This window comes from Streptomyces sp. NPDC107575 (assembly GCF_055657265.1).
In genome coordinates this window covers 704,829-730,962 of the sequence record NZ_JBVKBG010000003.1, presented here as the reverse complement: position 1 = coordinate 730,962, position 26,134 = coordinate 704,829, and the positions used below count along the sequence as shown (strand labels likewise).

Genomic DNA, 26,134 nt, shown 5'->3' with positions numbered 1-26,134 from the left:
CGTGGCCGATGGCCCCGTCCCGCCAGGGCGGGGCCCCGCGCCGCTCACGCCAACCCCAGCGCGAACACCGCGAACCCGGCCGCGAGCAGCCCCGCCAGCGCCCGGCGCCCCCGACTCACCCGCTCCCACGGCGACTCGAAGCCCCGCGCATAGCGGCCGATCAGGACGAGCAGCCCCGCGAACAGCGGGAGCCACGCGAGGCGGATCGCTATCCAGGCGAGCGTGTCCGGGGCCGTCGTGAGGCCCGGTATCGCTCCGGCGAAGGAGCCGGGTATCGCCGCCGCGAGCAGCGCCGTCTGGTGCCAGCACAGGATGGTCATCGCCGACAGGTTGATGACCACGACCGGCGCCCACAGGGCCGGGCGGCGCAGCAGCCTGCCGAGACGGTCCCGCACCAGGATCGCGGCGCCGCTCTGTGCGGCCGCAAGGGCGAGGACCAGCAGCGACGGCGGGTGCGAGTTCGTCCGCGCCTCGCCCGGCACCCCGACCATCGACGCCGGGTAGTGGAAGAGCAGCAGCAGGGCCGCGAACAGAGCCGTGCCACCGACGAGCAGCGCCCAGGCCCCCCGCTTCCCGAGCCTCTTCTCGCCCCAGCAGACGCCCAGTTGATACGCGAACATCCAGCCCGGAAGGAGATTGAGGAGGCTCAGCCACGAGGGCATGGACGAGGAGAAGGGGCCGTACCGGAGGAAGTCGACGACGGCGACCGATCCGATCAGTGGGACCGCGGACCAGGCGCCGAGCCGGTGCGCGGCCTTGACGCACCACGGTGTGAGCGCGGTGATCACTGTGTAGATGCCGACGAACCACAGGGGCTGTATCACCAGGGTGGAAGCCGTGCGCAACGTCGCCAAGGGCACCCCGAGGGCGTACAGCAAGGGGGCCATCGCGGCCCACACCGCGGTCACGCCGAGCACCGGCCGGCCCAGCCGGGCGAGCCTGCCGCGCAGCCAGCCGGCCGTCGACGTGCCGCGCTCCCGCGCCCGCCGGAACGACAGGACCGACGCGTAACCGCCGACGAGGAAGAAGACCCCGAGCATCTGCAGCACCCAACTGAGGGGCGCGAAGAAGCCGAAACTGCTCAGCGGGCTCGCGTTGTGCAGGGCGCTCTGCGGATCGAGCGTGAACCCGGCGAGCAGCCAGTGTCCGGTCGGCACGGCGAGCAGGGCCAACGCCCGCAGCCCGTCCACCGCTCGATCCCGGTGGGCCGGTGTCTTCGCGTCGATCGAGGCGACGGCAGAGGACAGGGAAGCGCGGAGAGAGGTGGCGGTCATGACGCAGCTCCGGTGGCGATGTCGGCGAAGGCGCGCAGCGAGTCCGTGCCCGGCGCGAAGTAGCCCGTATGTCCCTGCGCCCGCTCGGCGGGCACCCGGCGGGCTCCGAAGGACGGGTCAGTCGGGTCGGTGCCGTGCCCAAGACCGAACAGCTCGACGTTCGGCACCTTGCCGATCCAGTCGCTGTCGTCCCTGGCCGCCCACACCCGGGCGCGGGTGTGCAGTGCGGCCACCGAATCGGCATGCAGTCCGGGCGAACCGAGGGCCACGAGGTCCGCTGCGGCAAGCCGGGGCGCGGCGATGCCGCACACCACCGACCCGTAGCTGTGACAGAACACGGTCGGCCGCGGGGTGCCGGCGGCGGTGAGCCCCTGCACGAAGCGGGCCAGCCTGGGGGCTCCCGCCTCGGCCAGTCGGCCTGTCGCCGCGTCCGGGCCAAGGCCCACCGGAGTGGTGTATCCGACCCACGCCACCACGGCCGTCCGCCCGTCCGTCGCCCGGTACAGAGAGCGCGCCATCCCGGTCGGCGTCCCGTACACATCCTTGGCCCGGTCGAACGTGCCCAGGTCGATGTCGGAGCCCGGCACGATCACGGAGACATGCCGAGCCGTCCTCAAGTCCCCGTGGACCTCCGCGACCTGGCCGCGCCCGCGGGGGTCGAAGGCGAGTATCCGGCGGTCCTGCGCGAGCAGTTGGGCACAGCGGTCGGCGAGTGCACGCGCCGAGGTCCGCTGTCGCTCGGTGAGCGTCCGGTCCTTGGCGTCGGCGCGGGCCCGGGCCCGCTCGGCCTTCAGCGCCAGCGCGTTCGCCTCGTACCGCAGGGCGATCGGGGCGCCGTCCAGATTGCCGACGACCGACGGGTGCCGCGCGACGAGTTCGTGCCGCTCGTCCTCGCTCAACCCGCGGAAGAAGGAGGCGACTTGAGCGGGCTTCGTCGTCGCGGGGTCAGGCAGTGCGCGGCCCAGCGACTCGTCCGCACGCCACGAAGCGGTGCCCGGGGGAGGACCGGTGAGTGGGCGCTGTTCCTGGCCCGATGCCCAACCCGCCGTGCCGGACACGGCGATCGCCGTGAGCGCGGCGGCTGCCACGGCGCGACGGCCGCGTTGTTTCCAAGAGCTCAGGCCCATCGCCCGTCTCCCCTTCGTCCAGTGGTGTGACGAGGGGAAGGTAGGAGGACGGACGCGGTGGGGACGTCACACTGCGGAGCCAACTAGCCCTTGATACCTGGGTACTCCGACCTGATACCCCAGTAGGGGGTCGGGCGCCTCAGCAGGGAAGGTTCACTGTCCGCCGGGCGCGACGAGCCCCGATTCGTACGCGAAGATCACGGCCTGCGCGCGGTCACGCAGGTTCAACTTCGCCAGCACGCGGCCGATGTGGGTCTTCACCGTCTGCTCCGCCAGCACCAGCTTCTGCGCGATCTCCTGGTTGGACAGGCCCCGCGCGATCAGCTCGAGCACCTCGGCCTCACGCGGCGTCAGGCTTTTGAGCAGCGGAGAGTGGCTCTTGCGGTGCGCGGGGCGGGTCTTGACGAAGTCCTCGATGAGCCGCTTGGTGACCGTCGGAGCGAGCAGCGCCTCACCCGAGGCGATCACGCGCACCGCCGCGATCAGATCGGCCGGTGGCGCGTCCTTGAGCAGGAATCCGGACGCGCCCGCCCGCAGCGCGGCATACACATAGTCGTCGACGTCGAACGTGGTGAGCATCAGCACCTTCGGCCGGTGCACCACGCCGGGCGGTGGGTTCAGGAGTTCCTGAGCGGCGGCCAGTCCGTCCATCTCGGGCATCCGCACATCCATGAGGACGACATCGGGATGCGTGGAGCGGCTCACCTGGACGCCCTCCTTGCCGTCCGGGGCCTCGCCCACGACGTCGATGTCGCTCTGCGCGTTCAGCAGCGCGGCGAAACCGGCCCGCACCATGCTCTGGTCGTCGACGATGATCACGCGAATGGTCATGCGTGCCGAATTCCTTTATTCCGTTGGGGAGTCGGGCTCGGCCAACGGGAGCCGGGCCGCGACGCGGAAACCTCCGTCGGGCAGCGGGCCCACGTCCAGCGTGCCGCCGACCAACCGTACGCGCTCGTTCATCCCTATCAGTCCGTGTCCGGTACCGGCGCTCGATTCGACGGGCGACACCGGCTCCGCCGCCGGGCCGTTGACCACGACCACCAGCAGGGCGTCGTCGTCGAGGCTGATCGAGATCTGTGTCTGTGCGCCCGGAGCGTGCCGCACCACGTTCGCCAGCGCCTCCTGCACGATGCGGTACGCGGAGAGGTCCACCGCCGGGGACAGTTGGGTCAGCTCCCTGACGAGCGCCAGCTCCGGATAGGACAGGTCGGCCGGCACGCCGCCGCGCACGGTCGCCTCGACCAGCTGGGGCAGGTGTGCGAGGCCGGGCTGCGGAACCAGATCGCTCCGCGATTCCTCGCTGCGCAGGACCGCGAGCAGCCGCCGCATCTCGGTCAGCGACGCCCGCGCACCCGCGGCGATCGACTCGAACTCCTTGCGCGCCTCGCCGGGCAGGCCTTGCAGACGGTACGGCGCGGAGTCGGCCTGCACGGTGATCACCGACATGTGGTGGGCGACGACATCGTGCAGTTCGCGCGCGATCCGGGCCCGCTCCTCGAGCAGCGTCCTGCGGGTCCGCTCGGCCTCGCTGATCGTCTCCTGCGCGACGAGCTTGCGTCTGGTCTCGCCGCGCTCGCGCAGCAGCGCGCCCAGGAGCAGCACCCCACCGCTCAGGACGATGAGGAGCACTCCCGTGTCCTGGCTGGTGCTGTCGCGGAAGATGCCGAACACGATGCTGGCGGCGACGGTGACCAGCCAGATCTTGATGAGAGTGCGACGGCTCTCCCGCAGGGCCAGCGCGATGCACAGCACCAGGTATCCGACGATCACCATGGCCGTCCACGGGGAGGCACGGTGCGCGTCGCCCTGGAAGACCGGGATCGTGCCCAGCACGGCCGCGGTGATCATGATGTACCAGGCGGTCAGCGGCCGGCTCACCGCGAGGACCAGGGGAGCGGACTGTGCCACGCCGATCGCCGCGGCGAGACCACCACCGACCCCGTAGTCGTTCGACAGGACCTGGGTCGTGACAGGGATCAGCGATGCGGTGAAGCCAAGGGCGATCAGATAGGGCAGCAGCCGCATCCAACGGCGGGGCGCGTGCGCCAACAGGGGTTCCGACCGGTCGTCGCCCAGAGCCACGGTCAGCGTCGCCCCGGCCGCGGTCAGCCGGTCGCCCAGCCGCCGCACCGCCGCGGTCGTACGCCGAGAGCCCTCCCGGCCGGAGCCTTTCTCCGGCGGGCGGGGCGATTCCTCTGGGGATGTCGGTGCAGTGCTCATGGCCAGATCAGCGTAGACAGCAAGGCCCGATCGCGCCGTCATACCGGAGTGCTCAACCGCACCCCCTACCCAGGTATGAGGTCACAGCTCGGCGAGCAGCTCGGCCTTCTTCGAGGTGAACTCCGCGTCGGTCACCAGACCCGCCTGGTGCAGCTCGCCCAGGTGCCGGATGCGGTCGGCGATGTCCGCGGGGTCCCGCCTTCCGGGCGCCGACTCGGTGCACAGCGTGCCGCCCTGCGGCGGCGCGGGGCCGGACGCGCGCACGGCCGCCAGGACCGAGGCGGCGAACGGCAGGGACTCGTGCACCGGACCGTAGCCGAGGCCGAAGACGACCGCGGCCGGGTCCTGGTCGGCCTGGCCCGGCTGTTCCCCGGAAGCGTCACGGGGCAGCAGCCGCAGATGGCCCTCGAAGAGTTCGGGCGAGCGCCATTCGACGCCGCTCAGGTCCGAGACCGGGAACCGCTTGTCCCCGGCCTTCCATTTCGCGGAGGACGCCCCGGTCCAGAACCAGCGGAAGGCCACCGAGTCCCCGTCGAAGGTGGCCTTCCCGTCGTAGGCCTTGAACTGGCGGGGCGCCTCGGGCGGAGCCACCAGATAACTCTCCGGACGCTCGTCCGCGTGGTCGGACAGCTTCGCCCGCAGCTCGTCCGCGTAGTACTCGCCGAGCGTCTCCCGCTCGGCGGGCAGCACGAGACGGTACGGGTCGCTGCCCTCCCTGAGCTGGCCCGCGGCAGCGTCCATCAAGGGGTCGGCGCCCGGCCGCGGGACCGCGTGCAGCACGACGGTCCCGCGTTTGCCAGGCGTCAGGGACACCGCCGCGACCGCTTCCAGAGGGATGCGGCGTTCGCCAAGCGCCTGAAAGAGCTTCGGCGTGCGGATCCCCCGTTCGAAGCGGATGAGCACGGAGTCGGACTCGAACTCCCAGGCGGCATGAAATCCGGCCAGTACGTCACCCATGTGGCTCATCGTAGGCGGAGCGCGCGTCTCCGTCGCCTGTCGTGGCAGACCGCGGTTTCACCACTTTCTACGCGCGTCAGGCGGAGACGTTCCCGGAGAAACCGTCCAGACAGCCCTGACCTCCGCCGGCGCAGTGCACTGTCTTGTACGCGCCGGTGCCGATGTCGGCGAAGTTGGCGAGGCTCTCGGTGCCCGGCACGAAGTAACCGGTGTGGCCCTTGGAATCCCCTGCCGCCATGACGCGCGCGCCGAAGGCGGAGGAGACGGGATCGGCTCCGTGACCGAGACCGCCCACCTCCATGTAGGGAATGTCCTGGATCCAGTCGTCCCTGTCGCGGGTGGCCCACACGCGCGCGTGCGTGTCGAGGCCCGCGGCGCTCTGAGCGCGCATACCGGGACTGCCCGCCACCGCGATGTCGCTGACCCGCTCCGGCATGCGGTGCGCCGCGACGCCGCACACCACCGAGCCGTAGCTGTGGCAGTACAGGGCGACGGAGGACCGTCCGGGCAACCCGCGCAGCATGGCGTTGAGCCGCACCGCCCCGTCCTCGGCGCGCATCGCCGTGGCGGCGTCCACACCCAGACCGGCCGGCGCGGTGTAGTCGGCCCACGCGACGACCGCGGTCCGCGTGTGCGGACTGGCGGCGCGCTCGGCGCCGTACAGGGAGCGCGCCATGCCGACGGGCGCCGAGTACTGGCGGGACGTGCGCTCGAAGGTGAGCACGTTCGTGTCGACACCGGGCACCACGACGGACACCCGCTGGGCCTTGTCGAGGTCACCGAAGACCTCGGCGACCCGGCCGGCGCCCAGGGGGTCGAAGGAGAGGATCTTGCGGTCGGGCTTCGCCAGGGACGCGAACCTGTTCATGCGCTTCTTCGCGTCGGCGTGACCGACCGACGACAGCCGGTTGTCGTACATGCGTCTGTGCTCGACCTGGCGGGCCTGGTCGAGCGCGACGCGGTTGGCGCGATAACGCAGCTCTACCGGAGCGCCGTTCATGTTGCCGACCGCGAGCGGATACCGGGCGGCGAGCTCGCCGCGCTGGTGCGCGCTCAGCGAGCCGAAGAAATGCGCGAGGCGGGTGGGGGAGCCGTCGTGCGCGGGCAGGGCATGTCCGTTGATCCGGCCGTGCTCCCAAGCGGTGAGCGCGGTCTGGAGCGGAGATGTGACGCCTCGCTGATGGCGCACCGCGGTCCAGCCGGTGGTGGCCAGCATGACGAACACGACGACCAGCGCGAGCAGTGCGCGCCAGACGTTGAGTTGGGGAGAGGTATCGAAGGAAGTCACTGCGGGACACCCTAGGAGAAGCGCACGCGGCACCGTGAATGAGGTGAGGCGGATCACGTTTCGTGTGGTGTATTTGGGTAGAACCGGACATCGCCGCTGCGCCTGGTCTCACGCTACGTAGGGGTAAGAAAACGCGATCAGCCCTGGTCGTGGCGCCATTGACCGGCCAGGGACGGTCTCAAGTGGTCGAGATACGACTCGGTGAGCGCACGGATCGATTCGATGCTCACGTCCGCCCCGGCGCCCCACAGGCGGCCGGTCATCCGCATCACGCCACCGAACGCGGCGACGGCCACGCGCGGGCGCGGGTCGCTGTCCACGTCGAGTCCCTCGCGTTCGGCGACCACGCGCGCGAGTTCCTCCTCCAGCTCGATGGAGCGGCGCAGATGGACGGCGAGCAGGGAGGGGGTGGACTCGATCATCTGGTAGGTGCGCATGTGGAGTTCGAGCGGGATGAGCTCCTCCACGACGCGGCTCATCGCGTCCCACGTGCCGAGCACGGTCAGCCGCAGCGCCTCGAACGGGCTTTCCTCCGAGGGGCGTTCACGCAGCGCGGCGACGAAGCGGGACTCCACGGTGTGCTGCACCGCGAGCGCGACGTCCTCCTTGCTCGCGAAATACCGGAAGAACGTGCGCTGGGACACCTCGCAGATCTCGGCGATCTCGTCGACGGTCGTCCGGTCGAACCCCTGCGTCGTGAAGAGCTCAAGTGCGGTGCGCAGCAAGGCGTTTCGTGTGCGTTGCTTCTTGAGTTCACGCAGGTTGATTCGATCCGTCATGGTCCTCATTCTTGCCGTTTGTGCAGCTCACCATAGTGTGAGCGAAGTGACAGTCACTGACTTGTTAAATGCTTCGTCAACTGTCAGCGGCTGTCACTAGCCTCGAACACATGACTAGTCAGACCACTGTCGACAAGGCGGACCGGGTTCCGGAGCCCGAGCACGTCCCGACACAGGCCAAGGGGCTGCGCGGTCACCCCTGGTTGACACTTTTCTCCGTCGCGATCGGCGTCATGATGGTCGCCCTCGACGGCACCATCGTCGCCATCGCCAACCCGACCATCAAGCAGGACCTCGGCGCGACCTTCGCCGACGTCCAGTGGATCACCAACGGCTACTTCCTCGCCCTCGCGGTCACGCTGATCACCGCGGGCAAGCTCGGTGACCGATTCGGCCACCGGCAGACCTTCCTCATCGGTGTCGTCGGCTTCGCCGCCGCGTCCGGGGCCATCGGGCTGTCCGACAGCATCGCCCTCGTCATCACCTTCCGCGTGCTCCAGGGCCTGTTCGGGGCGCTCCTGATGCCCGCCGCGCTCGGCCTGCTGCGCGCCACGTTCCCCGCCGAGAAGCTGAACATGGCGATCGGCATCTGGGGCATGGTCATCGGCGCCTCGACCGCCGGCGGCCCGATCGTCGGCGGGCTGCTCGTCGAGCACGTCAGCTGGCAGTCGGTCTTCTTCATCAACGTCCCCATCGGCGTGCTCGCCCTTGGCCTGGGGCTCTTCATCCTCCTTGACCACCGCGCCGAGAACGCGCCGCGGTCCTTCGACGTCCTCGGCATCGTGCTGCTCTCCGGCGCGATGTTCTGCCTGGTCTGGGCGCTCATCAAGGCGCCGACCTGGGGCTGGGGCGACGGCATGACCTGGACGTTCATCGCCGCTTCCGTGCTGTGCTTCGTGGTGTTCGCGCTCTGGGAGACCCGCGTCGCCGAACCGCTCATCCCGCTCGCTCTGTTCCGCTCCGTGCCGTTGTCGGCCGGTGTGGTGCTGATGGTGCTCATGGCCATCGCGTTCATGGGAGGCCTGTTCTTCGTCACGTTCTACCTCCAGAACGTGCACGGCATGAGCCCGGTCGACAGCGGCATGCACCTGCTGCCGCTGACCGGCATGATGATCGTCGGCTCCCCGCTGGCGGGAGCGATGATCACGAAGGTCGGCCCCCGAATACCGCTGGCCGGCGGCATGACGCTCACCGCCGCCGCCATGTACGGGATGTCCACGCTGGAACCGGGGACGGGCAGCGGCGTCATGTCCCTCTGGTTCGCCCTGCTCGGCCTCGGCCTCGCCCCCGTGATGGTCGGAGCGACGGAAGTCATCGTGGGCAACGCCCCGTTGGAGCTGTCCGGCGTGGCGGGCGGGCTCCAGCAGGCCGCGATGCAGATCGGCGGCAGCCTCGGCACCGCCGTGCTCGGCGCCGTCATGGCGTCCAAGGTCGACAGCGATCTCGCCGGGAACTGGACGGGCGCCGGGCTCCCGCCGCTGACGCACGGCCAGCTGGGTCAGGCGTCGGAGGCGGTCCAGGTCGGTGTCGCACCGGTGCCCCCGGGCGCCCCGCCGGCGCTCGCCGAGAAGATCACGGGCGTCGCGCAGGACACCTTCATGTCGGGCATGAGCATGGCCTGTCTGGTCGCCGCCGGTGTCGCCGTCGTCGCCATCCTCGTCGCGCTGCTGACCAAGCGCGGAGAGAACGCGGAGGCGGGCGCGGGCGCTGCGCACATCTGACGGCCGGCCGCCGGCCCTGATCGCGCGAAACCGCTCCCGCGCCGCGCGAAACCGCTCGTGCGAGGGAAGCCCCCGGGAACCTTCCGGGGGCTTTCGCTTATCAGGGTGACGTCCCTCGGTAGCCCTTCCCGGAACCGGATCCTCCGGGCCAGAGTGGCTGGCACGCGATCAGTCGCGAACGCAACTGGTCGACACGACACGGGGGTTGAAGCACATGCGTACGTTCATGACCACGGCTGCCGCCGCCACCGCACTCGCCGCGGCGGCGCTCACTCCGAGCCTCGCCACCGCGGCGGCGCCACCATCCCTGGGCAACTGCTCGGCGGGGGAGCTCTGCCTCTGGGGCAAGAGCGGGTTCAAGGGGTCCCGGCACGCCTATGAACTGGCCGACATCAACATCGAGAGTTGCGTCGCGCTGCCGGAGGGGAGCAGCGCGGCGTCCCTCGCCAATCGCACCGGCCGTCCCGTCACCACCTACCAGTCCGCGGTGTGCGCGGAGACGGGTGAGTTCCAGACGTATCCCGGCAGCGGGACGTGGGAGCCCGAATCCCCGTACCGGGCGCGGGCGTTCAAGGTCTGGGAGCAATAGACCCCGGCGGGGGACCGCGGAGCGGCGCGCGCGATAGAGCACGGAAAGCGGGGGTACCCGAAGCACTGCCCGAGTCCGGAACAACCCGGAAGAACTCAGGGAGTGATGATGGCGGGCTTCGGACACACCACGCGCAAGCACCCCCGCTCACGTGGCCGCACAGGGTCACGGACCGGGCCGGACCGCGCGTCGCTCGGAATCATCGGCCTCATCTGCGCGATCGCCGGCTTCTTCGCCCTGGGGATCGTGCTCGGACCGGCCGCCGTCGTCTGCGGCTGGCTGGCCATGGGCCGGCGCTGGACCGGCACACAGTCGGTTCCGGCACTCGTCGCCGTCGTGCTCGGCGCGATCGACACACTGCTCGCGATGGTCTGGCTGGCCTCTGCGGCCGGGCCCCTCGCGGGCGGAGCGTTCTGAGCGCGAACCAGCACATGCCGGAGGGCGGCGAGGCCGAAGCTCTCGCCGCCCTCCGCTCAGCAGCCATCGGTCAGGCAGGAACCGCTCAGGCGTCGCCCCCGGCCGCGCCGGGGTCGGCCGCCGAGACGTCGAGCAGCTGGTAGCGGTCGATCGCCTGCTTGAGGACCGAGCGGTCGATCTTGCCCTCCCGCGCCAGTTCCGTGAGCACGCCGACCACGACCGATTGGGCGTCGATGTGGAAGAAACGACGCGCGGCGCCCCGGGTGTCCGCGAAACCGAAACCGTCCGCACCCAGCGACTGGTACGTGCCGGGCACCCAGCGCGCGATCTGGTCGGGGACGGCACGCATCCAGTCGGAGACCGCGACGAACGGACCCTCCGCCCCGGACAGCTTCTGCGTCACGTAGGGCGTGCGCTGCTCCTCGTCCGGGTGCAGCAGGTTGTGGCGCTCTGCTTCCACCGCATCGCGGCGCAGTTCGTTCCACGACGTCGCGGACCAGACGTCGGCCCGCACGTTCCACTCGTCGGCGAGGATCTGCTGGGCCTCCATCGCCCACGGGACGCCGACGCCCGAGGCCAGGATCTGGGCGGGGACCGAGCCCGAAGTTCCGGTGCTGATGCGGTGGATGCCCTTGAGGATGCCCTCGACGTCGACATCGGCCGGCTCGGCGGGGTGCTGGATCGGCTCGTTGTAGACGGTGAGGTAGTAGAAGACGTCCTCGCCCGCCTTGCCGTCGGCCGTCGGGCCGTACATCCGGCGCAGGCCCTCCTTGACGATGTACGCGATCTCGTACGCGTACGCCGGGTCGTAGGCGACGCAGGCGGGGTTGGTCGAGGCGAGCAGCTGCGAGTGCCCGTCCGCGTGCTGGAGGCCCTCGCCGGTCAGCGTCGTGCGTCCCGCGGTCGCGCCGAGGACGAAGCCGCGCGCCAGCTGGTCGCCCATCTGCCAGAACTGGTCGCCGGTGCGCTGGAAACCGAACATCGAGTAGAAGACGTAGACCGGGATCAGCGGCTCGCCGTGCGTCGCGTAGGCGGAGCCGGCGGCGATCAGGGACGCCGTGCAGCCCGCCTCCGAGATGCCGTCGTGCAGCATCTGGCCGGTCGCCGACTCCTTGTAGGCGAGCAGGAGTTCACGGTCGACGGACTCGTACTGCTGGCCGAGCGGGTTGTAGATCTTCGCGCTCGGGAAGAACGAGTCCATTCCGAAGGTGCGGTACTCGTCGGGGGCGATCAGCACGAAGCGCTTGCCGATCTCCTTGTCCCGCATGAGGTCCTTGAGCAGCCGGACGAAGGCCATCGTGGTGGCGATCGACTGCTGGCCGGAGCCCTTCTTGACGCCCGCGTACGCCTTGTCGTCCGGGAGCTGGAGCGGCTTCGCGCGCACGACGCGGGTCGGGACGTACCCGTCCAGCGCCTTGCGGCGGTCGTGCATGTACTGGATCTCCTCGGAGTCCCGGCCGGGGTGGTAATACGGCGGGGCGCCGGACTCCAGCTGGGCGTCGGTGATCGGGATGTGCAGCCGGTCACGGAAGCCCTTGAGGTCGTCGACCGTCAGCTTCTTCATCTGGTGCGTGGCGTTGCGGCCCTCGAAGTTCGGGCCGAGGGTCCAGCCCTTGACCGTCTGCGCGAGGATCACGGTCGGCTGGCCCTTGTGCTCCCGGGCCGCCTGGAACGCGGCGTAGATCTTCTTGTGGTCGTGACCGCCGCGGCCCAGGTGCTGGATCTCCTTGTCGGACATGTTTTCGACCATCGCGCGCAGGCGGTGGTCGTCGCCGAAGAAGTGCTCGCGGATGTAGTCGCCGGTCTCCGTGGCGTACGTCTGGAACTGGCCGTCGGGCGTCGTGTTCAGCCTGTTGACCAGGACGCCGTCGCGGTCCTGGGCGAGCAGCGGGTCCCAACTGCGGTCCCAGACCAGCTTGATGACGTTCCAGCCGGCGCCGCGGAACTGGGACTCGAGCTCCTGGATGATCTTGCCGTTGCCGCGCACCGGGCCGTCGAGGCGCTGCAGGTTGCAGTTGACGACGAAGGTGAGGTTGTCGAGGCCTTCGCGGGCGGCGATGGAGAGCTGGCCGAGGGACTCGGGCTCGTCCATCTCGCCGTCACCGAGGAAGGCCCACACCTGCGACTTGGAGGTGTCGGCGATGCCGCGGGCCTCCATGTAGCGGTTCATCCGGGCCTGGAAGATCGCGCCGAGCGGGCCGAGACCCATGGAGACGGTGGGGAACTCCCAGAAGTCCGGCATGAGGCGCGGGTGCGGGTACGAGGACAGACCGTTGGGCGCCTTCGACTTCTCCTGGCGGAAGCCGTCCAGCTGCTCCTCGGTGAGCCGGTCGAGCAGATAGGCGCGGGCGTAGATGCCCGGGGACGCGTGGCCCTGGAAGAAGACCTGGTCGCCGCCGTCGCCCTCGTCCTTGCCGCGGAAGAAGTGGTTGAAGCCCACGTCGTACAGCGATGCGGAGGAGGCGAAGGTGGCGATGTGGCCGCCGACGCCGATGCCGGGCCGCTGGGCGCGGGACACCATCACCGCCGCGTTCCACCGCGTCGCGTTGAGGACCTTGCGCTCGATGTCCTCGTTGCCGGGGAAGAAGGGCTCGTCCTTGGTGGCGATCGTGTTGATGTAGTCCGTGCTGCGCATCTCGGGCACGGCCACGCGCTTCTCGCGGGCCCGCTCGATCAGTCGGAGCATCAGATACCGGGCCCGCTCGCGGCCGCGCTCGTCGATTGCGGCGTCAAGGGAGTCGAGCCACTCCTGGGTCTCTTCGGGATCGAAGTCCGGGACCTGGCTGGGGAGACCGCCAATGATGATCGGGTTGCGATCGGATCCGGAAACCACGCTGTTCCTTCACTGTCGGTGATGCCACTGTTCCACTGTCGGGTACGCCGTTGTCCATCGTGTACCTCGAATTCGGAATCGTCATCTCTACCGAGAGGTAATTCGAGGTCCGGTACGCATCCCACCAGCCGTCGCGCTCAAACCGCCACGATACGCCGATTTCGCTCAGGTGTTCCGTGGGGGCGGCGGGGGCCCGGTTGCGCTCGGTGCTCGGGCAGTGACGGGCAAAGCTGACAGATCGCTGTGGCATACATCACTGGCCAGCGGGGATCCTTGACAGGAGTTGCGGTGACACGGCCTGGAAAGTCACCGTTTCGGCGGTCTTGACGGCCGGGTACTTGCGCGATCCGTCGCGCACGTGTGGACTACGGCCAATGCTTCGCGCGTACGCGAGGCTGTAGACAACTTCGTAAACACGATCAGGAGGCAATCCGTGAGCGCGACCGCGGACCACGCGGAAACGAACCTTGCCGTGAGGCTTGGTTTCCAGACCGACCAGGTGGTCCAGGAGATCGGCTACGACGACGACGTCGATCAGGAGCTCCGAGAGACCATCGAGGCGGCCATCGGCTCCGAGCTCGTCGACGAGGACTACGACGACGTGGCTGACGCCGTGGTGCTCTGGTTCCGGGATGACGACGGGGACCTTACTGATGCGCTGGTGGACGCCATCGCTTACATGGAGGAGGGCGGCTCCATCCTGCTTCTGACGCCGAAGACCGGCCGCGACGGGTACGTCGAGGCCAGCGAGATCGGCGAGGCCGCCACCACGGCGGGCCTGACCGCGAGCAAGAGCGTCAGCGCGGGTAAGGACTGGACCGCAAGCCGTCTGGCCACGCCGAAGGCGGCAGCCAAGAAGCGATAGCAGCCGCAGCGGAACGAGAACGGTAATGAGGGCCCCCGCAGGTGCGCCACAGCGCCCGCGGGGGCCCTCACGCATGCGACCGCACGCCCCCGCACCCACCTGCGCGGAGGCGCCCGTACGCGGCCAACTAGGCTGAAGCCACCCGAACAGCCCCACGGAAGGGAAGCTTCACCATGGCGATCGAGGCCGGCACCAAGGCTCCGGAGATCGAGCTCAAGAACCAGCACGGTGAGACCGTGAAGCTCTCGGACTTCCGGGGCGAGAAGAACGTGGTGCTGCTCTTCTACCCGTTCGCCTTCACCGGCGTGTGCACCGGGGAACTGTGCGCGCTGCGGGACGAGTTGCCGAAGTTCGTCAACGACGACGTGCAGCTGCTCGCCGTGTCGAACGACTCGCCGTTCTCGCTGCGCGTCTTCGCCGAGCAGGAGGGCCTGGAGTACCCGCTCCTGAGCGACTTCTGGCCGCACGGCGAGGCCTCGCGCGCGTACGGCGTCTTCGACGAGGAGAAGGGCTGCGCGGTGCGCGGCACCTTCATCATCGACAAGGAGGGCGTGGTCCGCTGGACCGTCGTCAACGGCCTGCCGGACGCGCGTGACCTGAACGAGTACGTCAAGGCGATCGACGCCCTGTAGGCGAAGCACCGACGGACGACACCCTGCAGGATCCCTCGCCGGGGCGGGAACCCGTTACTAGGATCCAGACGTTGATCCGATACCAGAGCAGCACGGGGGCTCCCCGCCCCTAGAGACCATAGGGAGGATTCGTGGGAGTCAGCCTCAGCAAGGGCGGCAACGTATCGCTGAGCAAGGAGGCCCCTGGCCTCACGGCCGTGGTCGTGGGCCTCGGGTGGGACGTCCGTACCACCACGGGTACGGACTTCGACCTCGACGCCAGCGCCATCCTGACGAACGCCGAGGGCAAGGTCCGCAACGACCAGGACTTCGTGTTCTTCAACAACCTGAAGAGCGCCGACGGCTCGGTCGAGCACACCGGTGACAACCTCACCGGTGAGGGCGAGGGCGACGACGAGCAGGTCAAGGTCGACCTCGCCTCGGTTCCCGCCGATGTCGACAAGATCGTGTTCCCGGTGTCGATCTACGACGCCGAGAGCCGCCAGCAGTCCTTCGGCCAGGTGCGCAACGCGTTCATCCGCGTCGTGAACCAGGCGGGCGGCACCGAGATCGCCCGTTACGACCTCTCCGAGGACGCCTCGACCGAGACCGCCATGGTCTTCGGCGAGCTGTACCGCAACGGGGCGGAGTGGAAGTTCCGCGCTGTCGGCCAGGGCTACGCCTCGGGCCTGCGCGGCATCGCGCAGGACTTCGGCGTCAACGTCTGAGCCGAAGCACCGCAGCACGTTCATCCCGTCCGGCGCCGCACTTCCAGTGCGGCGCCGGACGCGCTCGACCACAGCACCACCACACCTCGGGGAGGATCACGATCATGGGCGTCACACTCGCCAAGGGAGGCAATGTCTCCCTCTCCAAGGCCGCACCGAACCTCACGCAGATCCTGGTCGGGCTCGGATGGGACGCGCGCTCCACCACCGGAGCCGACTTCGACCTCGACGCCAGCGCGCTGCTCTGCAGCGGCGGCCGGGTCATGGGCGACGAGTGGTTCATCTTCTACAACCAGCTCAAGAGCCCCGACGGTTCGGTCGAGCACACCGGGGACAACCTCACCGGCGAGGGTGAGGGCGACGACGAGTCGATCCTGGTCGACCTCTCCAAGGTCCCGGCCGACTGCGACAAGATCATTTTCCCGGTCTCCATCCATGACGCGGACAACCGGAGCCAGACCTTCGGCCAGGTCAGCAACGCGTTCATCCGCGTCGTGAACCAGGCAGACGGCCAGGAGCTCGCCCGTTATGACCTCTCTGAGGACGCCTCCACCGAAACTGCCATGATCTTTGGCGAGGTGTACCGATACGGAGGAGAGTGGAAGTTCCGGGCGGTCGGCCAGGGGTACGCGTCCGGGCTCCGGGGCATCGCTCTAGACTTCGGGGTCAATGTTTCGTAAAGCCGTGCGCGGAGCGGGGGAGCCCCGTACAACCAGCACGGGGAAACCCGTTCACATGATGGGGTAGCCAGTGGTTCTGAAAACCTTCGGCTGGTCGTTCGCGATCACCGTGCTCGGCTTGATTGCCGCAGTGTTCTACGGGGGATGGCAGGCCTTCGGCGTCGTCGCGATCCTCGCGATCATGGAGGTCTCGCTCTCCTTCGACAACGCGGTGGTCAACGCCGGAATCCTGAAGAAGATGAATGCCTTCTGGCAGAAGATCTTCCTCACGATCGGCGTGGTCATCGCCGTCTTCGGTATGCGGCTCATCTTCCCCGTCGTGATCGTCGCCATCAGCGCCAAGCTGGGCCCGGTCGAGGCGGTCGACCTCGCCTTCAACCAGCCCGACCGCTACCAGCAGCTGGTCACGGACGCGCACCCGTCCATCGCCGCCTTCGGCGGCATGTTCCTGCTGATGATCTTCCTCGACTTCATCTTCGAGGAGCGCGACATCAAGTGGCTGGGCTGGCTGGAGCGCCCGCTGGCCAAGCTCGGCAAGGTCGACATGCTGTCGGTCTGCATCGCCCTGATCGTGCTGCTCGTCGCCTCCCTGACCGTCGCGCTCAACGCGCATCAACACGGCGGCGTCCATGTGGACAAGCAGGCGACCGTCCTGCTCGCGGGGGTCGCCGGTCTCGTCACCTACCTCATCGTGAACGGTCTCTCCAGCTTCTTCGAGCACCGCATCGAGGAAGAGGAGGAGCGTGAGCACGAGGAGGAGGAGCGCGCCAAGCGCGAGGGCAAGCAGCAGTCCGCGGTGCTGCTCGCCGGCAAGGCCGCGTTCTTCATGTTCCTCTACCTCGAGGTTCTGGACGCGTCCTTCTCCTTCGACGGCGTCATCAGCGCCTTCGCGATCACCAACGACATCGTGATGATGGCCCTCGGCCTCGGTATCGGCGCCATGTACGTCCGTTCGCTCACGGTCTACCTGGTCCGCCAGGGCACCCTGGACGACTACGTGTACCTGGAGCACGGCGCGCACTACGCGATCGGCGCGCTCGCCGCGATCCTTCTGGTCACCATCCAGTACGAGGTCAGCGAGCTCATCACGGGCCTGGTCGGCGTCTTCCTGATCGCCTGGTCCTTCCTGTCCTCGGTGCGCCGCAACAAGCGGCTCGCCGCGGCGGAGGGGGAGTCCGGGAGTTCGGACAAGACCGAGGTGTCATCCGGAGTCTGATTCACGGGTTTGACCCCTGGGTCATTCCTGGAACGCTGTGAGCGGGGCGGCTGTACGAGGACAAGTCCTCAGCGGCCGCCCCGTCGGCATGTACGGCGGCACTTGGGGGCGGTATGTCCTTCTGGGACAGGCTATGGCGCGGGAACTCCGCGCAGTTCGAGTTCGATTCGGGCAGCGCGGCGACCAACGCCATCGAACTCACCAAGCGGCATCCGGTCGTCTCGCTCTCCAAACAGGGCGCGGCCACCGGCAATCTGCGGGTCAATCTGTCGTGGCGGATGCGCACTTCGGACATCGGCGGTCCGAAGCGGAACAGCCTGATGCGGCATCCGTTCAGCATGTTCAAGCCCGATGTGGTGCAGGCCCACACCCAGTCGATGGTCAATGTGGACCTCGACCTCGGCTGCCTGTACGAGCTCAAGGACGGCCAGAAGGGCGTCGTGCAGCCGCTCGGCAGCTTCTTCGGGGCGCTCAACGAGGCGCCGTACGTCAAGCTCAGCGGTGACGACCGGTTCGGCTCGGCGTCCGGTGAGACGATCTACGTCAATCTCGATCACCGCGACTCCATCAAGCGCCTGCTGGTCTTCGTCTACATCTACGACCAGACGCCGGCGTTCGACCGTACGCACGCCCATGTGACGCTCTACCCGAGCAACGGGCCCCGGATCGAGATCAGCCTCGATGAGCGGGCGCCACAGGCCCGTTCGTGCGCCGTGGTCTCCATCGAGAACGTGAAGGGCGACCTCGTCGTGCGACGCGAGGTGCGCTTCGTGTACGGGTTCCAGGCCGAGCTCGACCGGCTGTACGGGTGGGGCCTGCAGTGGGGCCGCGGCTACAAGTCCGTCACCGGCCGATGAACTGCGGCCCCTGCGGCGGGAGTTTGAAGGCCGGGTCGGGCCACGCCGACACCGGCTGCGGGTACCCGTAGGCGGGCGGCTGCTGCTGGGTGGCGGCCGCGGGCGGATATCCGTACGAGGGCGGCTGCTGGGGCGGCAGCGGGAACGAGGCCGCGGAGACCGGCGCGGCCTCGGGCATCGGGCCGGGGGCCGCGAGGGGCGGCGCGGGCTCGGCGGCCGGGGCGGATGCGGCGGGGGCGGGCGTGACGAGCGCCGTCTCGGCCTCGGGCTCCGTGCCGGGGACGCCCTCGGGCTCGGCGGACTCGTCGACCGAGATGCCGAAGTCGGTGGCGAGGCCCACCAGGCCGTCGGAATAGCCCTCGCCGACCGCGCGCAGCCGCCAGCCGTCACCGCGCCGGTACAGCTCGCCGCAGATCAGTGCGGTCTCGGCGCCGGTCTCCGGCTTGATGTCGAAGTACGCGATCGGCTCGGCGGCCTCGGCCCCGGCGTCGTACAGCGACAGCCGCAGCGACCGCACGGTCTCGAAGGGGGTGGCGTCCGGGTCGGTGGAGGCCGTCACGAGGATCCGGGTGATCTCCGCGGGGACGCCCGAGAGGTCCGCCTGGACGGTGTCCGTCATGCCGTCGGCGACGCGCTTCTGGCCGAGCCGCGAGACCGTCCCCGAGGGGTGGCGCGGCTGGTTGTAGAAGACGAAGTCCTCGTCGGAGCGGACCTGCCCGTCCGCCGCGAGCAGCAGCGCCGAGGCGTCGACGGTCGGCACGCCCTGCCCCGGGGACCAGTGGAGCACGGCGCGCACCGCCGTGGATTCGAGCGGGACGTTCGCCCCCTTGAGCATCGCGTGCGTCATGCGGTCATCCTGCCTCCCCGTCATCGGGCCCGACAACGCGGGGTGCAAAGATCGACATCTCTGTGCGCAGGCATCGCGTGTCGCGCGCGAGACCGGAAAGTCACGCACGACATGCGCCGGTTACCAGGATTTCATTGCGCACGGGAACCTTTGACACACCCTTGTACGTACTATTACCGGCCACATCATTTCGGGTGGCCCGGCAGTACGGGGGAGTCTTATGCGTCATTTCGGGCACATCGCCCCTGAGGTGCGGGAGCGCCTGTTCCACGAGGAGCCGCGGGACTTCACCGCGGACTCCCCGCCCCGCGCGCTCGCGGCGGCACTCGGGGCGACGCTCTACAGTCCGGCGACCCGCCCCCAGCTCGCGGACGACGTGCTCAAGCAGGCCGGACGCGGCGTCGTCTCCATGGTGCTGTGCCTGGAGGACTCGATACACGACGGCGAGGTGCCGGGCGCCGAGGAGAACCTGGTGCGGCAGTTCGCCGACCTCGCGGGCAGGGCCGCAGAGGGCGCCGAACCGCCCCTGCTCTTCATCCGGGTACGGGACCCGGAGCAGATCACCGATCTCGTCGCGCGGCTCGGCGGCTCCGTGGATCTGCTGTCCGGATTCGTGCTGCCGAAGTTCACCGAGGAGCGGGGCGTTCCGTTCCTGGAGGCCCTCACCGCCGCGGAGGCGGCCTCCGGGCGGCGGCTTTTCGCCATGCCGGTCCTGGAGTCGCCGGACCTGCTGTACCTGGAGACGCGCGGCGACACCCTGGCCGGCATCGCCCGGACCGTCGACAAGTACCGCGACCGCGTCCTCGCGCTGCGCCTCGGCGTCACCGACTTCTGCTCGGCGTACGGGCTGCGCAGGCCCGCGGACATGACGGCGTACGACGTCCAGATCGTGGCCTCCGTCATCGGTGACGTGGTCAACCTGCTGGGCCGGGCGGACGGCACGGGGTTCACGGTGACCGGGCCCGTCTGGGAGTACTTCCGCCACCAGGAGCGCATGTTCAAGCCGCAGCTGCGCCGCAGCCCCTTCCTGGAGGGCCGGGCCGACGACCTGCGCCAGGCGCTCATCCAGCACGACATGGACGGGCTGCTGCGCGAGATCGAGCTGGACCGGGCCAACGGGCTGCTCGGCAAGACCTGCATCCACCCCACGCATGTGCTGCCCGTGCACGCGCTCTCCGTCGTCAGCCACGAGGAGTACAGCGACGCCTGCGACATACTGCGGCCCGAGCGGGGCGGCGGCGGTGTGCTCCGGTCCGCGTACACGAACAAGATGAACGAGGTGAAGCCGCACCGCGCGTGGGCCGAGCGGACGCTGCGGCGTGCGGAGGCGTTCGGGGTGGCGCGGGAGGACGTGGGGTTCGTGGAGCTGCTGACGGCAGGGTTGCCGGGATGAGCGTCTCCGGGGCGCGTGCAGAGGTGGGCCCGGCTTCCGGGCAGGGTGCAGAGACGAGAGGCAGCGGGAACGTGGTGTGGTCAGGGGAGTGGGTCGCCGAGCGGCTCGGGGTCGAGCTGACAGGGGACCGGGGGCTGCCCGGCCTGCTGGGGCTCGCGCTGCGGCGCAACCCCAAGAGAGCGCACCTCCTGGTGTCGAACGTGCTGGGCAAGCACGTCCCGCAGCGCCCCTCCGTGGTGTGGGGCGCGGGCCGGGACCTCGGCGTACGGGTGCGGGAGCTGCTCGGCGACGAGGCGGCGCGCCGCGCGGTCGTCCTCGGCTACGCCGAGACGGCGACGGGGCTCGGGCACTCGGTGGCCGACGGACTGGCGCTCGCGCCGTATCTGCACTCCACGCGCAGGCCCGTCGAGGGCGTGGCCCGCGCGGGCGGCTTCGAGGAGTCCCACTCGCACGCCACCTCGCACCTGCTGCTGCCCGAGGATCCGCGGCTGCTCGCGGGGGACGGCCCGCTGGTCCTCGTCGACGACGAGTTCTCCACGGGGAACACGGTCCTGAACACCATCCGGGCCCTGCACGAACTGCACGCGCGTGAGCACTACGTCATCGTCGCGCTCGTCGACATGCGCTCGCCGGGCGACCAGGGGCGCCTGGAGGAGTTCGCGCGCGAGATGGGTGCGCGGGTCGACCTGGTGGTCGCGGCGCGCGGCACGGTGCGGCTGCCGGACGGAGTGCTGGAGAAGGGGCAGGCGCTCGTCGCCGCGCACGAGGGCGGGCGGCTGCCCACGCCCCGCCGGGAGCGCGCCGAGCTCATCCGCCTCGACGACCTCGGCTGGCCCGATGGCGTGCCGGACGGCGGGCGGCACGGGTTCACGCCTGAGCACCGGGAGCGTCTCGAAGCGGCGCTGCCCGGCATGGCCGCGCGCCTCGCGCCGCACCTGGGCGAGGGTCGCGTCCTCGTCCTCGGCAACGAGGAGCTGATGTACGCCCCGTTGCGCCTCGCCACCGAGCTGGAGGCGGCGGGCGCCGACGTCGCGTACTCCACCACGACCCGCTCGCCCGTCCTCGCCGTCGACGACCCCGGCTACGCGATCCGCAGCCGCCTCGTCTTCCCGGCGCACGACGCGCCGGCGGACGGGCCGGGGGAGCGGTTCGCGTACAACGTCGCGGGGGGCGGCTTCGACACGGTCGTCGTCGTGCTCGACTCGGTGGGCGACACGGCCGAACTCGAAGGCCCCGGCGGGCTGTTGGAGCGCGTCGCCGAGCACGCGTCGCGCGTGGTCGTGGCCGTGGTGCCCTCGTACGTTCCTCAGGAAAGGTCCCCCATGCCGTTGCCCGAGCCGCTGCGTGGCCCCGCGTTCTCCTCGTACGCGCCGGACGAGGTGGGTTGGCTGCTGCAGGACCTCTCGGACGTGCAGCTGGAGGCGCCCACCGAGGAGCGCGAGGAGGCCATCCAGGGCGGCGGCGCGCACTACGCGGAGTCGCTGCCCGTCGAGTACCAGCCGAGCGCCCAGTACCAGGAGCTGTTCCACGCGGCTCTTGAGGCGTCGGCGGGGCGAATAGCCCACGCGGTGGGCGTCGTCACCGAGACGGTGCTCGCCGAGCGCTCGCCGCGACCGGTCCTTGTGTCGCTCGCGCGCGCCGGGACGCCGGTGGGGGTGCTGATGCGCCGCTGGGCGCAGCGGCGGCACGGACTGGAGCTGCCGCACTACGCGGTGTCCATCGTGCGCGGCCGGGGGATCGACGCGAACGCGCTGCGCTGGCTCGCCGAGCACCACGACCCGGCGGACGTCGTGTTCGTGGACGGGTGGACCGGAAAGGGTGCCATCACACGCGAACTCGCGGCCGCGGTGCGGGAGTTCGAGGCCGGTGGCGGAGTGTCGGGCTTCGACCCGGAGATCGCCGTGCTCGCCGACCCGGGGTCGTGCGTGCGCACGTACGGGACGCGGGAGGACTTCCTCATCCCCTCGGCCTGCCTCAACTCCACGGTGTCCGGACTGATTTCGCGGACGGTGCTGCGCTCCGACCTGGTCGGGCCCGATGACTTCCACGGGGCGAAGTTCTACTCCGAACTGGCAGGCTCCGATGTCTCCGGGCGGTTCCTCGACGCGGTGGAGGAGCGGTTCGCGGAGGTCGCGGACGCGGTCGACGCCGAGGTCAAGGAGTTGCAGGGGGCCGACCGGGAGCCCACCTGGGAGGGCTGGGCGGCCGTCGAGAGGATCAGCGAGGAGTACGGGATCCACGACGTGAACCTGGTGAAGCCCGGGGTCGGCGAGACGACGCGGGTGCTGCTGCGGCGGGTGCCGTGGAAGATCCTGGCGCGGGCGGACGCCGGGGCGGACCTCGACCATGTGCGGTTGCTGGCGGAGCAGCGCGGCGTTCCGGTCGAGGTGGTCGGTGAACTCCCGTACACCTGCGTCGGGTTGATCCACCCGAAGTTCACGCGCGGGGCGACGGGGACGGACGGCAAGGCGGTGGCGGCCAAGTGACCACCACCGTCGTCGCGAGCGACCTCGACCGTACGCTCATCTACTCCGCCGGCGCGCTCGGCCTGACCGTGCCGGACGCCGAGGCGCCGCGGCTGCTCTGCGTCGAGGTGTACGAGGGCAGACCCCTGTCGTACGTCACCGAGGACGCGGCCGAGCTCCTTGTCGAGCTGGGGCGGCGCGCGGTGTTCGTGCCGACGACCACGCGGACGCGGGAGCAGTACGGGCGGGTGCGGCTGCCGGGGGCGGCGCCGAGGTACGCGATCTGTGCGAACGGGGGGCACCTGCTGGTCGACGGGGTGTCGGATCCGGAGTGGCGGCGGGCGGTCGGGGAGCGGCTCGACTCGGAGTGCGCGCCGCTCGCGGAGGTCCGGGAGCGGATGGTCGGCGCGGCGGATCCGGCGTGGCTGCTCAAGGAGCGGGTCGCGGAGGAGCTGTTCGCGTATCTGGTCGTCGACCGGGCGGCGCTGCCCGAGGGGTGGGTCAAGGAGCTCGGGGAGTGGGCCGACGGCGTCGGTTGGGGTGTGTCGCTTCAGGGGCGGAAGGTGTACGCCGTGCCGAAGCCGTTGACCAAGGGGGCGGCGGTCGCCGAGGTCGCGCGCAGGGTTGGCGCGGGGCAGACGTTGGGAGCGGGGGATTCGTTGCTGGACGCGGATCTGCTGCGGGTGGTGGACCGGGGGTGGCGGCCCGGGCACGGGGAGTTGGCGGATGTGGGCTGGGTGTCGCCCGGGACGACGGTGTTGGCTGAACGTGGAGTTATGGCGGGGGAGGCGGTGTTGCGGGGGTTCCTGGGGTCGCTGTGAGGGGTGCGCGGCACCGGGGCGCCGCCTTGCCCACCCTGCCGCCCAAGGCGGCAGATTGCCCAAGGCGGGACCGGATCATTTAAGCCCCTGCGGCGATTGAGCAGCGGGGTCCGGGGCGGAGCCCCGAGGCGTGACGCCGGTGCGGGGCGACCGTCACGTGGGCTTCAGCCGCAGCAGCCGCCCCCGCAGCACCCGCCGCCGGACCCGGCGCTCGGAGGCGGGGACGCGGCCGTGCCCGCCACCGACACCGTCGAGAGCAGCTTGACCGTGTCCTCGTGGCCCTCGGGGCAGGTGGCCGGGGCCGCGGAGGCGGACATCGGGCGGGAGAGTTCGAAGGTCGTGGTGCAGCTGCGGCAGCGGTACTCGTAGCGTGGCATGCGCCAAGAGTACGGTCAGGGCCGGTCAGTTGGCGCGTGCCTGGCCTGCCAGTACGGGTTGTCGTGCGGCAGCGTCCCGCTGACCCGCCCGTACATCCCGAAGCACATCAGCAGCACGCCGACGACAAAGCTGAACAGCACGTTCTGGATGCGGAACGCCAGGAAGTTGAGGCTGGTGTCCAGCAGGGCCAGGTTCACGAAGCCGCTGAGGATGAACAGGATGCCCAGGGTCATATTGAGCGTCGACGCGAAGTTGCCGCCGATCAGCATGCCGACGAAGAGCAGCAGGCCGACGCAGATCGACAGGACGCTCAGCGCGCCGTTCGTGTTCAGGCCCGCGACGGTGTCCCCGCGGGTGTCGAAGAAGCCGATCTTGTCGATGAGCCCGAGGATACCGAAGGCGAGCAGGACGAGCCCCATCAAGCCCGCTCCGGTGCGGTACACCTTGCTGAGCCGGTGGTCGAGGGGCAGATGCTCGTCGAGCGTGACATGGCGCCCGGGCCGGGGGTGGAGTACGTGCGTGGACATGATCGCCTCGCCTCCTTGCACGACGCGGAACGTGCGCACCTGACGCACGTACGCACCTCAAGGATCCGCCCGTCACCCGGGGAACGCCAACGTCAGACGCCGCCGCCCCGGTCCTCCCGGATCTGGGTGACCACGCGGGCCACCGTCCGCCGCACGCCCTCCGTCTCCGTCAGGAAGTGCCAGTAGTCGGGGTGGCGCCCCTCCAGGCCCGCGACGGCGCGGTCGAGGCGGGCCACCGACTCGTCGAGGGGGCGGGCGTGCCGCGGGTCGGGCGTGGAGCGGCCCGCCATGGCGAGGCGCTGGGCGTCCCGGATCGCGAACCGGGTGCGGTCGATCTCCGCGCGGGGGTCCTTCGACACCGCGTTCAGCCGCTGCAGGCGGTCGGAGGCGGCGGACACCGACTCGTCCGTCGCGTTCAGCAGCGCGCGCACGGTGGACAGCAGCGCCGTCGCGTTCGGCCAGTCCTGGCTTTCGCGGGCCGAGCGCGCCTCGGCGAGCTTGGACTCGGCCTGCCGCACGTTCTCCGCGGCCGTGTCCGGCACGGTCTGCAGGTCCTGCCAGCACGCCGCAGTGAACCGGCGCCGCAGCTCGCTGAGCACCGGCTCGACCTGCCCCGCCCGCGTCTGCAGCGCCTGGGCGCGGGTCCGCAGGGAGACGAGCCTGCGGTCGATCTCGGCCGCCCGCTCGGGCAGTCGCTCGGCCTCGGCCCGCACGGACTCGGCGTCCCGCGCGACCCGCTCAGCGCGCTCCAGGGTCTCCGGCACGCCGTGCTGCCCCGCCCCCTGGTTGAGCCTGGTCAGCTCGGGGCCGAGGGCGGCGAGCCGCGCCGCCAGGTCGTCGGCCTTCAGCCGCGCCTGCCGTACGGAGTCCAGCGCGGTCGTCGCCGCGAGCAGGGACTGCCGGGCGCGCTCCACGGACGGGGCGACCCGCGCCAGCTGTGTCTCCGCCTTGCCGAGCAGCGGTCCGATGCCCTGCGCGAAGCGGTCCAGGTCCTGCTTGACCTGCGTCAACTGCTGCTTCGCCTGCGTCAGTTCGCTGTGCGCGCGGGAGGCGGCGGCGGCCTCCAGGTCGTCCCGGTCCAGGTCGGTGGCGTCGACGGCGGTGATGTACTGCCCGCTGACCTCGTCGATCCGGCGGCCGAGGCCCGCGAACTCGTCGACGGCGCGGCGGGCCGCCGGCGAGTCGTCGACCGCGGTGATCGTCTCTATCGAGATGCGCAGGTCCCGCTGGGCGGTGTCCAGCTCGTAGAAGGCTGCGGCCGCGTCGTCCTTGGCGGCCTGCGCCTGGGCGCGCTGCGATTCGGCGCGGCCCCCGAACCACCGCCGGGTGCCTCCGGCGTTGAACGCGCCGGCGAGCGTCGCCGTCAGGAGGGGGAGCGGGAGGCCGACGAGCGTCAGGGTGTCCTTGAGGGCGCGTCCGAAGGTCGGTTCGGGGCGCCGGGTACCGGGGGCGGGCGACTGACGCGGGTTCCTCGTGGTCGTCGTCGCCGTCACTAACCTCTCCCGCGCTGTCCGTGCCGTCATCAGCCCTGCCCGGTC

The 26,134-nt window shown here is 70.1% G+C and carries 24 protein-coding genes; 12 read left to right on the top strand and 12 right to left on the bottom strand.

What is annotated here, in order from left to right:
• Nucleotides 1-44 precede the first annotated feature (44 nt).
• The 7 genes from ACZ7L4_RS16590 to ACZ7L4_RS16560 all read right to left on the bottom strand — a co-directional run bounded on the left by ACZ7L4_RS16590 (nt 45) and on the right by ACZ7L4_RS16560 (nt 7,657).
• The gene (locus tag ACZ7L4_RS16590) at nt 45-1,274 is read right to left on the bottom strand and encodes an acyltransferase family protein (RefSeq protein WP_472103115.1); all 1,230 of its coding nucleotides are present in this window, start codon (nt 1,272-1,274) and stop codon (nt 45-47) included.
• Nucleotides 1,271-2,401, bottom strand: a complete 1,131-nt coding sequence (locus ACZ7L4_RS16585; protein ID WP_472103113.1) for an alpha/beta hydrolase — start codon at nt 2,399-2,401, stop codon at nt 1,271-1,273. The genes ACZ7L4_RS16590 and ACZ7L4_RS16585 overlap by 4 nt, the downstream gene beginning before the upstream one ends.
• A 153-nt stretch (nt 2,402-2,554) precedes the next feature.
• Nucleotides 2,555-3,232: a response regulator gene (locus tag ACZ7L4_RS16580; RefSeq protein WP_472103111.1), complete on the bottom strand. Its 678-nt coding sequence runs from the start codon at nt 3,230-3,232 to the stop codon at nt 2,555-2,557.
• Between the two features lie 15 nt (nt 3,233-3,247).
• Nucleotides 3,248-4,624 (bottom strand): sensor histidine kinase, encoded by a 1,377-nt coding sequence (locus tag ACZ7L4_RS16575; RefSeq protein ID WP_472103109.1) that lies wholly within the window; start codon nt 4,622-4,624, stop codon nt 3,248-3,250.
• 81 nt (nt 4,625-4,705) lie between these two features.
• The gene (locus ACZ7L4_RS16570) at nt 4,706-5,581 is read right to left on the bottom strand and encodes a DUF4429 domain-containing protein (RefSeq protein WP_472103108.1); all 876 of its coding nucleotides are present in this window, start codon (nt 5,579-5,581) and stop codon (nt 4,706-4,708) included.
• A gap of 76 nt (nt 5,582-5,657) precedes the next feature.
• A complete protein-coding gene (locus tag ACZ7L4_RS16565; protein ID WP_472103106.1) occupies nt 5,658-6,869 on the bottom strand; it encodes an alpha/beta hydrolase in 1,212 nt (403 codons plus the stop codon).
• Between the two features lie 137 nt (nt 6,870-7,006).
• Nucleotides 7,007-7,657, bottom strand: a complete 651-nt coding sequence (locus ACZ7L4_RS16560; RefSeq protein WP_472103104.1) for a TetR/AcrR family transcriptional regulator — start codon at nt 7,655-7,657, stop codon at nt 7,007-7,009.
• A gap of 101 nt (nt 7,658-7,758) precedes the next feature.
• Here ACZ7L4_RS16560 and ACZ7L4_RS16555 point away from each other — a divergent pair, with 101 nt between their 5' ends.
• The 3 genes from ACZ7L4_RS16555 (at nt 7,759) to ACZ7L4_RS16545 (ending at nt 10,375) form a co-directional block, all read left to right on the top strand.
• Nucleotides 7,759-9,369, top strand: a complete 1,611-nt coding sequence (locus ACZ7L4_RS16555) for an MFS transporter (protein WP_472103102.1) — start codon at nt 7,759-7,761, stop codon at nt 9,367-9,369.
• A 214-nt stretch (nt 9,370-9,583) separates the two neighbouring features.
• The gene (locus ACZ7L4_RS16550; protein ID WP_472103100.1) at nt 9,584-9,958 is read left to right on the top strand and encodes a peptidase inhibitor family I36 protein; all 375 of its coding nucleotides are present in this window, start codon (nt 9,584-9,586) and stop codon (nt 9,956-9,958) included.
• Nucleotides 9,959-10,063: 105 nt separating this feature from the next.
• Nucleotides 10,064-10,375 (top strand): small hydrophobic protein, encoded by a 312-nt coding sequence (locus tag ACZ7L4_RS16545; RefSeq protein ID WP_450809614.1) that lies wholly within the window; start codon nt 10,064-10,066, stop codon nt 10,373-10,375.
• Nucleotides 10,376-10,460: 85 nt separating this feature from the next.
• Here ACZ7L4_RS16545 and aceE read toward each other — a convergent pair whose 3' ends face one another.
• Nucleotides 10,461-13,208, bottom strand: a complete 2,748-nt coding sequence (gene aceE / locus ACZ7L4_RS16540) for a pyruvate dehydrogenase (acetyl-transferring), homodimeric type (RefSeq protein ID WP_472103098.1) — start codon at nt 13,206-13,208, stop codon at nt 10,461-10,463.
• Between the two features lie 433 nt (nt 13,209-13,641).
• Here aceE and ACZ7L4_RS16535 point away from each other — a divergent pair, with 433 nt between their 5' ends.
• The 6 genes from ACZ7L4_RS16535 (at nt 13,642) to ACZ7L4_RS16510 (ending at nt 18,165) form a co-directional block, all read left to right on the top strand.
• Nucleotides 13,642-14,073 carry a DUF3052 domain-containing protein gene (locus tag ACZ7L4_RS16535; protein ID WP_266720038.1) on the top strand — a complete coding sequence of 144 codons (432 nt, stop codon included), beginning with the start codon at nt 13,642-13,644 and terminating at the stop codon, nt 14,071-14,073.
• A gap of 173 nt (nt 14,074-14,246) precedes the next feature.
• Nucleotides 14,247-14,705 (top strand): peroxiredoxin, encoded by a 459-nt coding sequence (locus tag ACZ7L4_RS16530; RefSeq protein ID WP_266720040.1) that lies wholly within the window; start codon nt 14,247-14,249, stop codon nt 14,703-14,705.
• A 131-nt stretch (nt 14,706-14,836) separates the two neighbouring features.
• Nucleotides 14,837-15,412: a TerD family protein gene (locus ACZ7L4_RS16525; protein WP_472103096.1), complete on the top strand. Its 576-nt coding sequence runs from the start codon at nt 14,837-14,839 to the stop codon at nt 15,410-15,412.
• Between the two features lie 104 nt (nt 15,413-15,516).
• Nucleotides 15,517-16,092, top strand: coding sequence for a TerD family protein (locus tag ACZ7L4_RS16520; protein WP_399233232.1), 576 nt, complete (start codon nt 15,517-15,519; stop codon nt 16,090-16,092).
• 70 nt (nt 16,093-16,162) lie between these two features.
• Nucleotides 16,163-17,308, top strand: a complete 1,146-nt coding sequence (locus ACZ7L4_RS16515; protein WP_472103094.1) for a DUF475 domain-containing protein — start codon at nt 16,163-16,165, stop codon at nt 17,306-17,308.
• Between the two features lie 113 nt (nt 17,309-17,421).
• The gene (locus ACZ7L4_RS16510; protein WP_450809618.1) at nt 17,422-18,165 is read left to right on the top strand and encodes a TerD family protein; all 744 of its coding nucleotides are present in this window, start codon (nt 17,422-17,424) and stop codon (nt 18,163-18,165) included.
• Here ACZ7L4_RS16510 and ACZ7L4_RS16505 read toward each other — a convergent pair.
• The gene (locus tag ACZ7L4_RS16505) at nt 18,152-19,012 is read right to left on the bottom strand and encodes a TerD family protein (protein WP_472103092.1); all 861 of its coding nucleotides are present in this window, start codon (nt 19,010-19,012) and stop codon (nt 18,152-18,154) included. The two genes, ACZ7L4_RS16510 and ACZ7L4_RS16505, sit on opposite strands and share 14 nt — an antisense overlap.
• Nucleotides 19,013-19,232: 220 nt before the next feature.
• On the opposite strand from ACZ7L4_RS16505, the gene ACZ7L4_RS16500 reads away from it, so the two are divergent.
• The 3 genes from ACZ7L4_RS16500 to ACZ7L4_RS16490 are packed head-to-tail and all read left to right on the top strand — an operon-like array spanning nt 19,233 to nt 23,691.
• Entirely contained in the window at nt 19,233-20,405 is a 1,173-nt protein-coding gene (locus ACZ7L4_RS16500; RefSeq protein ID WP_472103090.1) for an HpcH/HpaI aldolase/citrate lyase family protein, read from the top strand.
• Nucleotides 20,402-22,891, top strand: a complete 2,490-nt coding sequence (locus ACZ7L4_RS16495; protein ID WP_472103088.1) for a phosphoribosyltransferase — start codon at nt 20,402-20,404, stop codon at nt 22,889-22,891. The genes ACZ7L4_RS16500 and ACZ7L4_RS16495 overlap by 4 nt, the downstream gene beginning before the upstream one ends.
• Entirely contained in the window at nt 22,888-23,691 is an 804-nt protein-coding gene (locus ACZ7L4_RS16490) for an HAD family hydrolase (protein WP_472103086.1), read from the top strand. The genes ACZ7L4_RS16495 and ACZ7L4_RS16490 overlap by 4 nt, the downstream gene beginning before the upstream one ends.
• A 164-nt stretch (nt 23,692-23,855) precedes the next feature.
• Here ACZ7L4_RS16490 and ACZ7L4_RS16485 read toward each other — a convergent pair whose 3' ends face one another.
• From ACZ7L4_RS16485 to ACZ7L4_RS16475, 3 genes are all read right to left on the bottom strand, one after another.
• Entirely contained in the window at nt 23,856-24,068 is a 213-nt protein-coding gene (locus tag ACZ7L4_RS16485; protein ID WP_472103084.1) for an FmdB family zinc ribbon protein, read from the bottom strand.
• 15 nt (nt 24,069-24,083) lie between these two features.
• Nucleotides 24,084-24,596 carry a DUF4383 domain-containing protein gene (locus ACZ7L4_RS16480; protein ID WP_472103082.1) on the bottom strand — a complete coding sequence of 171 codons (513 nt, stop codon included), beginning with the start codon at nt 24,594-24,596 and terminating at the stop codon, nt 24,084-24,086.
• A gap of 92 nt (nt 24,597-24,688) precedes the next feature.
• On the bottom strand, nt 24,689-26,119 hold the full coding sequence (locus ACZ7L4_RS16475) for a hypothetical protein (RefSeq protein WP_472103080.1): 1,431 nt from the start codon (nt 26,117-26,119) through the stop codon (nt 24,689-24,691).
• Nucleotides 26,120-26,134 lie beyond the last annotated feature (15 nt).